We start from the raw sequence: 13,592 nt of genomic DNA, 5'->3' as shown, positions 1-13,592 counted from the left end.
TAACCCGCCGTTTACGATGGTCGGATGCTTGTCGAAGAACCACGCACTGTGGCGGGGGGTGCCACTCTCGGTTCCCGTCTGCGCGAACCACGGATACTCGCCGTTATCGCGGTGGCCGCGGTGCTCGCCTTGCTCATCGGACTGCAGGTCATGGCGTGGATCATGGGTTTCGACGGGCCGCTGGCCAGCCTGGCCCGCGACTTCGTCGGCACGCCCAAGTCGATGTCGGTGCCGTGGGCGGGGCTGGTGCTCGCGCTGGTCGGGATCTCCGCGCGCAGGCGGGTGATCGCGCTGGCCGTCGCGATCGGGATCGACGCGGTGTGGGTGGCGCTGCGGCTCATCGACGGTAATCCGTTCACGGTCGGCAACGGGCCCACGATCGTGCTGGCCGCGCTGGCGGTCATCGCGGCAGTGCGATGGCGGGGTCGTGAACGCACTGACGCGTTGAAGGCCGTCGCGCTCGGTGCGCTGCTGGTGCTGGCCACCAAGGTCGGTGACGTGTGGTTGCACCTGACCTCGGCGGCCCGGCCCGCGGTGCTCGACGAATACGCCTTGCTCGCCGATCACGCGCTCGGTGATCCGTCGTGGGTGCTCGGGCGGGTGCTCGATGTGCTCGGGCCCGAGGTGTACGCGGTGCTGCACTGGGTCTACATCGAATTGCCGGTGGCGGCGATCGCGGTGGCGGTGTGGCAGCTGCGCAAGGTGGTGACGACCGGGCAGTGGCCGAGTCACTATCTGGTGCGCACGTTCCTGGTACTCGGGCTGGTCGGGCCGCTGTTCTATGTGCTGTTCCCGGTGGTGGGGCCGATGTTCGCGTTCGGGGCCGACGGGCACGGCTTCGAGGTGGGCAACTTCTGGCCCGCCGCGCTGCCGCCGATCGACACCAATCCGTCGGCGCTGCCGTTCGACGAGTTCACGCCGCGCAACTGCATGCCCTCGATGCACACCGCGTGGGCGCTGTCGCTGTTCATCCACACCCGCCGCGATATCGACGGATCCCGTGCGCCGATCTGGATGCGCTGGGGCGGCGCCTTCTGGCTGGCCGCCACGGTCACCGCGACCCTGGGTTTCGGGTATCACTACGGCGTGGACCTGGTGGCGGGCGCGGTGCTGTGCCTGACCGTCGAGTCGGCGTTGCGCGCTCCCGAGCGGGGCTGGGGTGCCTTCCGGATCCGGCTGGTGGGCTTCGGTGCCGCGGTGTTCGCCGGGCTGCTCTTGTCCTACCGGTACCTGGCTGTACCGATGGCCGAGTACCCGGTGGCCGCGGGCGCGATCGTCATCGGGCTGCTGGCCGCGGTCGCGATCGCCTTCCACAACACCTGGTTCGCCACCGCCCCGGAACCTGCTATCGAACGGATCGCGGCCGCCTAGAACAACCCATCACGGTGGCGTTGTTCGCGGTAGGCCGTGCGGCCGATGAGGTGCAGTCCCGAATCTCGAGAAGTTCAGGCGACGTCTAGCCAAGCCTGGCCCGTGCAATCGCTGATAGCATTGATTGCATGGCCAGCATAACCATTCGGGATCTCGATGACGACGTGAAAGCGCGGCTACGGCGCCGAGCCGCGGCCCACGGCCACAGCATGGAGGCCGAGGCCCGCGAGATTCTGTCGGCGGCCGTTCGTCCGCGGCGCTTGCTGCGCGAGGTCTATGAACGGACGCGGCCATTTGCCGCCGACCTCGAGCTACCCGACCGCTCCGAGGAGGCGCGGGGAATCGATCTGTGATCATCGCCGATACGAATGTGGTGTGCGAGCTGTTCCGTCCAGAGCCTGATGTGCGGGTGATCGAATGGTTGGAAGCCAATCCGGACGTGGGAACTACCGCCATCACCGTCGGCGAGCTGTGGGTCGGTATCGAGAACTTGCCGGATGGCCGGCGCAAGTCGGGGCTGGCGAGCGTGGCTGACGAGCTGTTCAACGAGTTCTTCGGCGACATCACCGATTACGACGCGCGAGCCGCGCGAACGTATGGGCAGATCGTCGCCGAACGTCGTCGACAGGGTCGCCCGATCAGTCAGGGCGACGCACAGATCGCGGCGATCTGCTTGGCAGCGGGAGCGACCTTGGCGACACGAAACGTCAAGGATTTCGTCGGCATCGAACTGGTTGTACTGGACCCCTGGGAAATGTAAACCGAGGTCACCGCACTGGGCTCGGGCGGGATGTCGTACGTCAGCGGTATCTTCGGGACGTGCACACGAACCCCACTGGTACTCCGATGGGCGTAGAGCTTTCGCCCGACCGTCGCAAACGTGCCGCCCAACGGCGTCAGCGCGAGGAACAACGCTGGACCGCCAAATCCGGGCCCGTCGTCGTCTCCTCCTCCGATGCTGAGGTTAATTCCGGTGTACAGGTAGGTAATTGGGTCCGAACCAAAACTGGGACGCGCGCCCACTATGTGCGCGAGATCGCCGCCGACGGCACCTACCGCACGCTGTGCGGCAAGGTTCGAGGCGTTAAGGACCGGGCCTACGACTTGAAGTCGGTTGTCGCGATTGATGATCCGACCGACATGGAGTGCCAGTACTGCTTCGGGCGATGCGGCAAGGAGGGAATCCGGCTGCTTCGGTCATGATGACCTGCGGGCTGAATTGAACCGATTCGAGCACCCAAGGGTGCCGGTGTCGTAACCATCCCTGCCCGCTTCCCCGCACCGAACCCCGATTTGCGTCCTCGGCCAACACTTCTGGCCGCGCGTCCGATGGGCGCGTGGCTGGTTGGACCGTGGCGAAGGTGTGCACTCCCGGCCGTCACGGTGCGTACGTGCGAGGCGTACGACGGTGGTACTCGCAGACGGCTGTTTGATGGGTTGGAATCTCCCCGGTCGGGCTCGTCGGTAACGACCGCGAAGGGCCCAGGGCCTTGGGAAGCGAAACGGTTGTTCGCGGTCCGCGCACGGGAGAATTGAAACTCCTGGCATCAGGACGACGACCTCGGCATTGGGGCACTCCGAGGAGGTGCAGGTAGGGTTTCCCCTACGGTGCGAACAGGTAAGGCTGTTTCGTACCCAGGCCCTCGGTGAGCGTTGGTAGCGCTCCCGGGGGCCGATCTCTGTGAGCGACGCTACACCTCGGGTTATGGATCAGCAAACAGGCAACTGTGCCTCAACTCGCGTTCTTGGACGGCTCAGTTTGGCGAGCAGCGAAGTTCGGTAGCCTCCACGCACCGACGATGGTTAAGGTGAGGCCAACTACGAGGACGACCAACCCGGGGCGAAACTCGAGGTCATCGGCGTCGGGAAGAGTCAGCGTGAGCCCGATGGATAACGCCATCAGGGTGCCGAGCGTTTCGGCGACTGCGAGGCACTGCACCCACACGCTCGGAATCACGGGTAAGAGTGTGAGGTGAAGGAGAACTCCTGCGACAACCAACAGGGTCGCGCCGAGGACGAGTAGAGGCAAGCCGGGGGCGCCGACTTCGCGCAATTCCCACAGCGAATGGGACGGCGCTTTGCGGTAACTCCCTGTCTTGAAAAGCGGGAGCCAGAGTGCGAAAAGGGTTGCGAGGGAGCCGTACAGCAACATACCGGGCGTAACGTCATCGCGACCCAAACATCCTCACCTGACCCAGATTTCGGGGCAGACGTACGGCTGGCCTCGGTTCCTCGCGGCGATCTGCTGCGCTACTTCTCGCTCACACTACCTGCGGCTACCGCTGGCGGAGCTTAGCAGATGGTCGGCTACACCCCGCGAATCAGAGGTGAATCCGCACCGACCTCGTGGCGTGTTGCCGCAGACGGGCGATCGTCGGTGGAGGAACGGATGCGTGCGTTCCTGCGCCTGCCGCGATCGGCCGAAGGCGCGTTCCGAATTGATCATCCACGGTCGACCGAACCGACCTACATCAGCTGGGTCGACATCGCTCCTGGTAATCGTGCGTCTGGCCGTTACCTGATCACTGTCAACGAGACCGGTACTGACACAGTGATTTTGCCTGCCGACGCAGACGCAATCGCTTCCGAACTCCGACGCCGAATCCAGCCGCGATAGCGGCAGAATGCCGATGCGTTCTCAGAACAGTCCATCACGGTGGCGTTGTTCGCGGTAGGCGGTGCGGCCGATGAGGTGGGCGATGACGGGGGCCGTGATGATCGTGAACAGGCCGGTGAGGACGAGCATCCAGACATTGATGTCGTCGCGGATGTCGATGCCGGTGCCGACGAGGACCAGCATGAGGCCGACCACCTGTGGTTTGGTGGCCGCGTGCATGCGGGTGAGAGTGTCGGGGAAACGGACGATGCCGATCGATGCCGTGAACGCGAGTGCGCAGCCGGTCAGGATCAGGATCGCCGACACCCATTCCCAGACGCTCACCGGTCATCACTGACCCGGAATCGGGTGACCGCGGCCGAGCCGAGGAAACCGACCAGCGCGAGCGCCACGATCGCCGGGATCACCGTGGTGTCGTTGCTGTAGGCGGCCCACACCGCGAGCCCGGACGCGGCGATGGCCATCAGCGAATCGATGCCGACGACGCGATCGAGAGTGCTCGGGCCTGCGAGGACGCGGTAGCTGGTGATCACCGCGGCGGCTGTGAGCAGCACAGCGGCGATGACGGCGACAACGGTCATGGTTGTACCTCCGTGGGCCGGCGCCGTTCGCTGGGGCGTTCGAAGGCGTTGATCATCAGGCGTTCCAGGCGCCGGGTGGTGCGGTAGAACTTCACGACCGATCCGTCGCTGCCCACATCGAGCACGTGCACATAGACCACGCAGCGGGCGCGGTCGAGTTCGAGGACCATGGTGCCGGGGATCAGGTTGAGCAGGTCGGCGCACATCACCAGCACCAGATCGGACTGGATGCCCAGGTGCACGCGCAGCACGCCCGAGACCGGCGGGCCGCTGGGCCGGAGGGCGAACCAGGCCACCTGCAGACTCGATTCGAGCGCGTAATAGATACTCGCGGCGATCAATTCGAGAAACGACAGCGGATGGAAGCGCCCGGCCACCGGGACCAGCGGCAGTGGCAGCGCGAAGACCACGATCAGCGCGACCACCACGCCGGCGAGGGTGTTGGCCACGCTCAGATCGCCCCAGAGCGCGACCCACACGGCCGTGAGCCAGATCAGCACGCTGAGCCGAAGAACATTGTCGCGGGTGACCAGTCGGCTCATCGCTGCTCCGGTCCGAGTACCGAGTCGATGTAGACCGACGGGTCGTCGAGGTCGGCGGCGGCGCGTTCGGCGATGCCGAGGATCGGCCCGGCGAACACGGTGAGCGCGAGTCCGGCGCTGACCAGCCCGATGGTGGCCAGCACCATCAGCACGGGCATCCGGCCGGGATCGGTGCGGTCCTCGTAGTTCACATCGGTCGAATCCTCTACCAGCGTCGGCAGATTCGCCGCGGTGAGATGGCCTTCGGGTGCCTCTTCGCGCGGTCGCCAGAACGCCTTGCTCCACACTCGCGCCACCGCGTACAGCGTGAGCAGGCTCGTGACCACCGAACCACCGACCAGCACCCAGGCCAGCACGCTGCCCTCGGCGGCGCCGGCCTCCAGTAGTGCGACCTTGCCGATGAAACCCGAAAAGGGTGGAATGCCACCGAGATTCAAAGCGGGGACCAGGAACAACACGCCCAGTAGCGGACTCGCGGTCGCCAGCCCGCCGATCCGGCGCAACGACACCGACCCGGCCTGCCGTTCGATCAATCCGACAGCGAGAAACAGTGCGGTCTGCACCAGAATGTGGTGGGCCACGTAGAACACCGCGCCGGTCAGCCCGGCGGTGGTGGCGAGGCCGATGCCGAACACCATGTAACCGATGTGGCTGACCAGCGTGAACGAGAGCAGTCGCCGGATATCGTTCTGCGCGATCGCGCCAAGGATGCCGACGATCATCGTCGCCAGGCCGCAGACCAGCAGGATGTCGTCGAACGCGCCGTCGGGGAACCAGAGCGTGTGCGTGCGGATGATCGCGTACACACCGACTTTGGTGAGCAGGCCCGCGAACACCGCGGTCACCGGTGCGGGCGCGGTGGGGTAGGAGTCGGGCAGCCAGCTCGACAGCGGGAACACCGCCGCCTTGATCCCGAACGCCACCAGCAGCACCGCGTAGCAGGCGGTACGCACGCCGCTGGGTGTCGCTTCCAGGCGCCCGGCGAGCTGCGCGAGGTTCAGGGTGCCCGTTGCCGCGTAGGTGAGGGCGATGCCGATCAGGAAGATCAGCGACGACACCATCGACACCATCACATAGGCGATGCCGGTGCGGATCCGTTCCTCGGTGGCGCCCACGGTGAGCAGCACGAACGAGGCGACGAGCAGGATTTCGAAGCCGACGAACAGGTTGAACAGGTCACCGGCCAGGAACGCGGTCGAGACGCCCGCGGTCAGGATCAGGTAGGTGGGGCGGTAGATCGAGGTCGGCTGGAGTTCGTCGCCGTCGGAAATATTCTGTCCCGCACCGTAAATCGACACCACGAGCAGCACGAAGGCCGAGACCAGCAGCATGGCGGCGCTGAGCCGGTCGACGACGAGGGTGATGCCGATGGGGGTCGGCCAGCCGCCCACCTGCACGGCGGTGGTGCCGTCGCGGTCGGCGAGGTACAGCAGCAGCCCGCTGATCACCAGCACCGTCGACAGCGCGGTCAGCGTGATCATCGCCTGCAGGCGCGGGCGCCGGCCGAACACCAGCGTGGCCGCGGCGGCGAGCAGCGGAACCAGCACCGGCAGCGCGGCGACGGCGGGGAGCAGATCCGGGGACAGGGTCACTGTTCGGGATCCTCCCGTTCGCGGCCCGCGGCGACCTGGGCGTCCTCGGGGTCCTTGCTCACGTCTTCGGTGGTGGTCAGCATGTAGGCGCGATAGGCCAGCGCGAGGACGAAAGCGGCCACCCCCATGGTGATCACGATCGCGGTGAGCACCATGGCCTGCGCGAGCGGGTCGGCCATGCCGTCGGGGGAGGTGTCGGGGCTGCCGAGGATCGGTGGTTCGCCGTCCGCGCCGCCCATGGTGAGGATCAGCAGATTCACCGCGTTGCCGAGCAGGATCATCCCGAGCAGCATCTTCGACACCACCCGCTCGAGCAGCAGGTAGACGCCGCACGCGGTGAGCACGCCGATGGTGATCAGCAGAATCAGGTTGGCGCTCATAACAATTCCTTGTCCAGGCGGGCGCCGAGGCTGCGCAGCACGTCCAGCACCAGCCCCACGATCACCAGATAGACGCCGAGGTCGAAGAAGAGGGCGGTGACCAGTTTGATGTGGCCGAGCAGCGGCAGCGTCACCTCGATGATCGCGGAGGACAGCGGGGGCGCGCCGAACAGGAGTGAAGCAGTCGCGGTGCCCGCGGCGAGGGTGAGGCCGGCGCCGAGCAGGTGCCCGGCGTCGACCGGGAGTGCTTCGCCCAGTTCGTAGCGGCCGCCCGCCAAGTAGCGCAGGGTCAGCGCCAACCCCGCGACGAGGCCACCCGCGAAGCCACCGCCGGGTGCGTTGTGGCCGGAGAAGAAGAAGTACACCGACAGCACCATGATGGTCGGAAAGACCAGGCGGGTGGTGATCTGCAGGACCATCGAGCGGTCGCGCCGGTCGAGGAGGCGGGCGGCGGGCAGCCAGCTCACCGCGTCGGGGTCGTAGTTCGGTGAATCGACGGCGCGGGGTGCGCTGCCGAAGCGGCGGCTGCGGAAAACCAGCGACGCGACGCCGGTCGCGGCGACGACGAGCACCGAGATCTCGCCGAGGGTGTCCCAGGCGCGGATGTCGACCAGCAGGACATTGACCGCGTTCTTGCCGCCACCGATCCGGTAGGCCGCGTCCGGGATGGCGTGCCAGATCGGGTTGCCGTGCCGGGCGGCGACGGCGAACGCGGCGATGACGGGGACGGTGATGCCGACCGCGGTGGCCAGCAGGGCCCGGCGGAATTTGAAGGCCGTGCCCTGGCTTTCGGCGATCTCCGCGGGAAACGCGCGCAGGACGAGCACGAACACGACCAAAGTCAGTGTCTCGACAAGGAATTGGGTCAGCGCCAGGTCGGGGGCACCGTGCAGCGCGAAGATCACACCGCAGCCGTAGCCCGTCACCCCGACGACGAGCACGCTGGCCAACCTGTTGCGCAACACGGTGGCGGCCAACGCCATCGCGATCATGATCGCGCCGATCGCGGCCTGCAACGGCGAATCCCACAGTCGCAGCCGCACTCCCGTGCGGGTGCCGACCGCGAGCAGGATCGCGGGCAACACGATCAGCGTGCAGAGGATGGTGGCCTGGCTGGCGGGCAGCGAGCCGGACTGCACAGTTCCGGTGATACGCAACGACAGTCGATCCATCGCGCGCAGGGCCGCGTCGTAGTTGCGGTCGGCGTTGCCGAGACGTGGGTGCGCGGGTTCGCCGATCCGGCCGCGGATCAGGAACAGCGCGACACCGGCCGCGACGATGACCACCGTCAGCGCGAGCGGCCCGGTGAAGCTGTGCCAGAGGGCGAGATGGGTGTCGAGAACGCCGGGCAGTGTCTCGGCGTAGGGGCTCAGCCAGCGATCGACGGCCGGGGTGGTCAGACCGCCGGCCAGACCGGCCACCGCGAGCACCGCGGGCGGGCCGAGCAGCAAGGGGCCGGGTGCGTGCCAGGTGACCGCGCGCTCGGGGTTCGCGGTGATTCCGAAAGCGCCCCAGACGAATCGGATGCTGTAGGCGACGGTGAACGCCGAACCGACCGTGACCCCCGCCAGCAGGGCGAACCGCACCGGCGTGCTCAGCACCTCGGCCGACCACAGCGCGCCGAGCGCGGATTCCTTGCCGACGAACCCGAGCAGTGGCGGCAGTCCGGCCATGCTCAGCGTCGCGAGTACCGCGATCGCGCACAGCACCGGCGCACGCTGACCGAGCCCGGACAACCGGCGCAGATCCCTGGTACCCGCGCCGTGATCGATGATGCCGACCACCATGAACAGACACGCCTTGAACAGCCCGTGCGCCACCAGCAGGCACAGCCCGGCCAGCGCCGCGTCGGGCGTGCCGATGCCCACCATGGTGATCATCAGACCCAACTGGCTGACGGTCCCGAACGCCAGCACCAGCTTCAGATCGTGCACCTGGATCGCCCGCCACCCCGCGAGCAGCATCGTGGCGATACCGAGCGGCAGCAGCATGAGATGCCACGGGGGCGTCTGCGCGAGTGCGGGCGCCAGCCGGGCCACCAGGTAGACACCGGCTTTCACCATCGCGGCGGCATGCAGGTAGGCACTCACCGGCGTGGGCGCCGCCATCGCACCGGGCAACCAGAAGTGCAGCGGCACGATCGCGGATTTGCTGATCGCCCCGAGTAGTACCAGGCCGACCCCGACCGATACCGCGGTCCCAGTCGGGACCGAACTCGCCGCGAGGACATCCGAGAGCAGGAAACTCTCGTAACGCAGCCCGAGAATCACGATTCCGACCAGCATCGCCAGCCCGCCCGCGCCCGTCACCAGCAGCGCCTGGATCGCGGCCCTGCGACTGACCGAACGCTCGGCGTAGTGACCGACGAGCAGGAACGACAGCACCGTCGTGATTTCCCAGAACACGTAGAGCAGCAGCATGTTATCGCTGGTGACGAGCCCGAACATGGCACCGGTGAACCCGGTCAGCTCGGCCGCGAACACCCCGAGCCTGGCCTCGTCACGCTCGAAGTAGCGGCCGCAGTAGGCCAGGATCAACGCGCCGACGCCGAGCACCAGCGTGCACATCACCGCGGCGAGGGAATCGAACCGCAGATCGATGTCCATCGAAATCTGCGGCGCCCATCGCACTTGCGTGCGCACGGTGTCGCCCCAGTGCGCGAACACCCAGCCGAGGCTGCCGAGCGGGACCAGCGCCAGCAGATAGAAAGCGTTGCGGCCCAGCACTCGTACACACAGCGGGGCCAGGAGGGCGGCCAGTGCGTGAACGAGCAGAACGGCTAACAACTCCCCCTCCGTCGGGTAGGTAGCGGTCGAGTAGCGCGCCCCGATCCTACGGGCGCGAGCGCGATGTTCGGCGGCACCGAGGTTGTCGCGTCGGCCATGTCGCGCGCGGTGCGGCTATGGCTGTGCTGTTCGGGACGTGGCGGGCCGGAGTTGGAACAGCACCGCGAGTCCGGCCGCGGACCCGAGAGTGATGGCCAGCGCGACCTGACCCGGCACCCGCTCCGCGACCGCGGCGCTGCCGGTCGGCCAGTGCCGCTGCTCGGTGGGGATCGACCACAGGATCGACGGCAGGAACAGCGCGCCGAGCCCGAGCATCGCGCTCGGCAGGTAGGTGACCCGGGTCGAGCCGATGGCGTAACCGGCCACACCGGACAGCAACACCACCCCGGCCGACCACGCGAACGACAACGGAAGATGTTCGGCGAACGCGGCGAACGCGCAGATCGCGGCGACACCGAGCAGCACGCCCCACGGCGTCGCCCAGCGCAGACCGGCCAGGATGGCGATCACGCCGACGACGAGAACGACAACGAGATGCCAGCCGAGCGTCGATGCGTCACCGAGTGAATCGGCTGCCGCGGCCAAGCTCACGGCGAGCAGCACGCCGGTGCCGTCGCGGCCGGGCAGCAGCAGCGCGGCCACGAGTGCCGCGATGAGCGTGACGATCACGGCGATAACGATCTGCCAGAAATTGCTGCGTCGTCCGTCGAATTCGCGGCCGAGCCATTCGGTGGCGATCAACAGCGACAGCGACAGCACAGTGGTGGCGATGATCGGGGAGATCGGCAGATCCGCGGCCATGCGCGGGATGGCGGGCAGCATGATGCCGTGCTGGTGGCGCAGGGTGTTCACCGCCAGCAGCACGACCGCGGCGCCGACCAGCCAGAACGGGGTGTGCACGGCCTTGTCCGCCGTCGCGGAGGCGTTCGAGGTGAACACCGCGACGACTTCGCCATAGACGAACACGACGAGGATCCCGAGGCCGAAACCGACCGCGGACCAGCGTGTTCGCCACGCGCAGACGCACAGCGCGCCGAACAGCACGCCGCCGAACAGGGAGTCGATGTAGTTCTGGGTGGTGAGAACATCCGCGGAGGTCATCGCCTCGCCGATGTAGTAGTTGATCGCCAAGGCCGTCGCCCCGCCCGTCGCGGTGAGCCAGATCAGCCCCGGCCGGTTGATCGGCCTGGCCAGCACGGCGACGACGACAGCGACGATGAGACCGAGTGCCGCCGCGCGCGGCACACTGTTGATCAGGCTGGTGACACGATACGGCGAATCCATCGACGACCCGTCACCGTAGCTGAACGGCAGGAACAGCGACATCCCCGCGGCCGCGGCCCCGGCGAACGCCGTGACCACGTCAAGACCATCACCGATCTTGGGCACCGTCCCGACGATACCGGCGACTACCCCTCCCACCTGGGATGTCGTGACCGGATCGAAAGGCGGCGAGTTCCGGCGGCGATCACGCCCTGCTCTCGGCGTAGCGGCGCAGCGATTCGACCTGCGCGGGATCGAGGGAGGGGCGCACGGTGGCGCGGGCTCCTGCCACGTCCCCGGCGGTGACGTCGGCGGCGGCCATATCGCGGCGCAGGGCCGAGAGCGCGGCCTCGCGGAGCAGGGCGGCGCAGTCGGCGGCCGAGTAGCCGTCGAGATCCTCGGCCAGGGCGGCTAGATCGACGTCATCGGCGAGCGGTACCGAGCGGCCCGCGGTGCGCAGGATCTCGAGCCGGGCGGGGCCGTCCGGCGGCGGGACGAAGACCAGGCGATCGAGGCGGCCCGGTCGCAACAGCGCGGGGTCGATCAATTCGGGGCGGTTGGTCGCGCCGACCACCACCACGTCGCGCAGCGGTTCGACTCCGTCGAGCTCGGTGAGCAGCGCGGCGACCACCCGGTCCGACACCCCGGAGTCGCTGCTCTGGCCGCGGCGCGGGGCGAGGGCGTCGACCTCGTCGAGGAAGATCAGCGACGGCGCCGAATCGCGAGCCCGCTGGAAGAGTTCGCGTACCGCGCGTTCGGAGGAGCCGACCCACTTGTCCATCAGCTCAGCGCCTTTCACCGCATGCACGCTGAGCTGGCCGGTGCCTGCCAGTGCTCGGACGAGGAAGGTCTTGCCGCAGCCGGGTGGGCCGTAGAGCAGGACGCCGCGGGGCGGTTCGATGCCGAGGCGGGCGAACGAGTCGGGGTGGCGCAGCGGCCACAGCACCGTTTCGGTGAGTGCCTGTTTGGTCTCGACCATGTCGCCGACGTCGTCGAGGTCGAGCGAGCCGATCGCCAATTCCTCTGTCCCCGAACGGGACAGGGGCCGGATCACCTCGAGTGCGCCGATCAGGTCGTCCTGGGCGAGCTCGGGTTCGGTGTGTTCGCGGCTGGCCCGGCCCGCCGCGCGCACGGCCGCTTCCCGGCACAGCGCGGTCAGGTCGGCGACAACGAAACCTGGTGTGCGCGAGGCGACCACATCGAGATCGAGCTTGCCCGCGGGTACCTTGCGCAGTAGCTGTTCCAGTAGTGCCCGGCGAATCGCGGCCGTCGGCAGCGGCAAGGCCAGCTCGCGGTCGCACAGGTCCGGTGCCCGCAGACGCGAATCCACCTGGGTGGGGTGGGCGGTGGTGGCCAGCAGGGCGACACACGGCGCGCGCACCGCGGCCCGCAGCTGGTCGAGGATGAGGGTGGCGACCGGTTCGGCCTCGGCGGGCAGCAGGGCGTCGATATCGGTGATCAGCAGCACGCCGCCCTGTCCGGTGGCGACATCGGCGACCGCCTCGGCGACCTCACGCAGCCGGGTGCCGCTCTCGGTCGCGCCGACGCTCGGACCGTCGAGTTCGACGATCCGGCGCGGTGCGGCAACAGCTTTCGCGAAAGTTGCTTTGCCGACCCCGGCCGGACCGGTGATGAGCACACCCAGGTGCGCTGGTGCGCCGAGTGTTTTGAGCAACTCGGGTTCGTTGAGCGCCAGACTCAGCCATTCGGCCAGCTTGCCCGCCTGGCTCTGCACTCCGGCCAGGTCCTCGACCTGGATCGGTACGTTTCCCGAACTCACGTGCACGGCGACAGATTCGGTCTGATCCGACCCGGAAACCTGTCCTGACGAAGTTTGCGGCGCGTCGCGGGCCACCGCGTGCAGGATCGCGGCCGCGCCCGCGCCCCAACCGGCGGCCGAATTCGGTTGCACGCTCACCGGTCCCGGCATCGGCTCGATGGCCGTGACGGTGAGCAGTTCGGTGGTCCAGGCGATACCGAAGGCGCGCGAGAGCGCCTGGGTGGCCGCCGAGGAACTGATGTCGGGTCCGAGATCGCGCGGCAGCAGCGACACCGTGTCACCCACGGTCACCACTTTGCCGAGCAGCGCCTGGCGCAGGGTGACCGCCGGAATACTGGCCATCGCGTGCGCCGAGCCGCTCAGCGAGATCTGCTTGGCGCCGAAGACCGTCACCGGGGCGACGGTCACCGCCGCGTTCTCCCGCAACCCCACATTCGACAGCGTCACGTCATCGAGCAGGGCCACCCCCGGCGGACTGTCCGCGGGCGCCTTCGCCACCACCGCGGCGGTCCGGCGCGCGCCGATCAGCGCGATGCCGTCCCATTCGCGCAGACCGAGCGCGGTGAGCGTCTCGGGGTGCAGGCGCACCACCCCGCGGCGGGCATCGGCGGCGGAGGGGTTGAGCCGGGCGGTGAGCGAAAGTTCAGCCACCGCCCCATTCTGCCGCTTCTGCGCGCGAT

Annotated in this window: 13 protein-coding genes; 4 read left to right on the top strand and 9 right to left on the bottom strand. The window is 67.9% G+C overall.

The window, feature by feature from the left end:
• Window positions 1–24 precede the first annotated feature (24 nt).
• From ACQHI0_RS26155 to ACQHI0_RS26140, 4 genes are all read left to right on the top strand, one after another.
• Complete coding sequence (locus tag ACQHI0_RS26155; RefSeq protein ID WP_427904440.1) at window positions 25–1,371, top strand: DUF5933 domain-containing protein; 1,347 nt, start codon at window positions 25–27, stop codon at window positions 1,369–1,371.
• A 128-nt stretch (window positions 1,372–1,499) separates the two neighbouring features.
• Complete coding sequence (locus ACQHI0_RS26150; protein WP_427904439.1) at window positions 1,500–1,724, top strand: FitA-like ribbon-helix-helix domain-containing protein; 225 nt, start codon at window positions 1,500–1,502, stop codon at window positions 1,722–1,724.
• Window positions 1,721–2,131 carry a type II toxin-antitoxin system VapC family toxin gene (locus ACQHI0_RS26145; protein ID WP_427904438.1) on the top strand — a complete coding sequence of 137 codons (411 nt, stop codon included), beginning with the start codon at window positions 1,721–1,723 and terminating at the stop codon, window positions 2,129–2,131. The genes ACQHI0_RS26150 and ACQHI0_RS26145 overlap by 4 nt, the downstream gene beginning before the upstream one ends.
• Before the next feature lie 59 nt (window positions 2,132–2,190).
• Window positions 2,191–2,574, top strand: a complete 384-nt coding sequence (locus tag ACQHI0_RS26140) for a hypothetical protein (protein WP_427904437.1) — start codon at window positions 2,191–2,193, stop codon at window positions 2,572–2,574.
• 529 nt (window positions 2,575–3,103) lie between these two features.
• Here ACQHI0_RS26140 and ACQHI0_RS26135 read toward each other — a convergent pair.
• The 9 genes from ACQHI0_RS26135 to ACQHI0_RS26095 form a co-directional block, all read right to left on the bottom strand.
• Window positions 3,104–3,328, bottom strand: coding sequence for a hypothetical protein (locus ACQHI0_RS26135; RefSeq protein ID WP_427904436.1), 225 nt, complete (start codon window positions 3,326–3,328; stop codon window positions 3,104–3,106).
• Window positions 3,329–4,009: 681 nt separating this feature from the next.
• A complete protein-coding gene (gene mnhG, locus ACQHI0_RS26130; protein WP_427904435.1) occupies window positions 4,010–4,312 on the bottom strand; it encodes a monovalent cation/H(+) antiporter subunit G in 303 nt (100 codons plus the stop codon).
• Complete coding sequence (locus tag ACQHI0_RS26125) at window positions 4,309–4,569, bottom strand: monovalent cation/H+ antiporter complex subunit F (protein ID WP_427904434.1); 261 nt, start codon at window positions 4,567–4,569, stop codon at window positions 4,309–4,311. Before ACQHI0_RS26125 ends, mnhG begins: the two co-directional genes overlap by 4 nt.
• Window positions 4,566–5,111 (bottom strand): Na+/H+ antiporter subunit E, encoded by a 546-nt coding sequence (locus tag ACQHI0_RS26120; protein ID WP_427904433.1) that lies wholly within the window; start codon window positions 5,109–5,111, stop codon window positions 4,566–4,568. The genes ACQHI0_RS26125 and ACQHI0_RS26120 overlap by 4 nt, the downstream gene beginning before the upstream one ends.
• Window positions 5,108–6,703: a Na+/H+ antiporter subunit D gene (locus tag ACQHI0_RS26115; RefSeq protein ID WP_427904432.1), complete on the bottom strand. Its 1,596-nt coding sequence runs from the start codon at window positions 6,701–6,703 to the stop codon at window positions 5,108–5,110. Before ACQHI0_RS26115 ends, ACQHI0_RS26120 begins: the two co-directional genes overlap by 4 nt.
• Entirely contained in the window at window positions 6,700–7,083 is a 384-nt protein-coding gene (locus ACQHI0_RS26110; RefSeq protein ID WP_427904431.1) for a Na(+)/H(+) antiporter subunit C, read from the bottom strand. The genes ACQHI0_RS26115 and ACQHI0_RS26110 overlap by 4 nt, the downstream gene beginning before the upstream one ends.
• Window positions 7,080–9,869, bottom strand: a complete 2,790-nt coding sequence (locus tag ACQHI0_RS26105; protein WP_427904430.1) for a Na+/H+ antiporter subunit A — start codon at window positions 9,867–9,869, stop codon at window positions 7,080–7,082. The genes ACQHI0_RS26110 and ACQHI0_RS26105 overlap by 4 nt, the downstream gene beginning before the upstream one ends.
• Window positions 9,870–9,983: 114 nt before the next feature.
• Window positions 9,984–11,258: a hypothetical protein gene (locus ACQHI0_RS26100; RefSeq protein ID WP_427904429.1), complete on the bottom strand. Its 1,275-nt coding sequence runs from the start codon at window positions 11,256–11,258 to the stop codon at window positions 9,984–9,986.
• A gap of 79 nt (window positions 11,259–11,337) precedes the next feature.
• The gene (locus tag ACQHI0_RS26095) at window positions 11,338–13,563 is read right to left on the bottom strand and encodes an AAA family ATPase (RefSeq protein ID WP_427904428.1); all 2,226 of its coding nucleotides are present in this window, start codon (window positions 13,561–13,563) and stop codon (window positions 11,338–11,340) included.
• Window positions 13,564–13,592: the final 29 nt, after the last annotated feature.

It is taken from the genome of Nocardia sp. FBN12 (assembly GCF_050320175.1).
Classification (GTDB): Bacteria; Actinomycetota; Actinomycetes; order Mycobacteriales; family Mycobacteriaceae; genus Nocardia.
The sequence above is the reverse complement of the archived record's forward strand: the minus strand, read 5'-3'. Positions and strand labels throughout refer to the sequence as shown.

Bases quoted from the DNA above. Each gene is read 5' to 3' on its own strand.
- ACQHI0_RS26120 (WP_427904433.1), bottom strand. From the start codon at position 5,111: ATGAGCCGACTGGTCACCCGCGACAATGTTCTTCGGCTCAGCGTGCTG.
- ACQHI0_RS26155 (WP_427904440.1), top strand. From the start codon at position 25: ATGCTTGTCGAAGAACCACGCACTGTGGCGGGGGGTGCCACTCTCGGT.
- ACQHI0_RS26110 (WP_427904431.1), bottom strand. From the start codon at position 7,083: ATGAGCGCCAACCTGATTCTGCTGATCACCATCGGCGTGCTCACCGCG.
- ACQHI0_RS26125 (WP_427904434.1), bottom strand. From the start codon at position 4,569: ATGACCGTTGTCGCCGTCATCGCCGCTGTGCTGCTCACAGCCGCCGCG.
- ACQHI0_RS26150 (WP_427904439.1), top strand. From the start codon at position 1,500: ATGGCCAGCATAACCATTCGGGATCTCGATGACGACGTGAAAGCGCGG.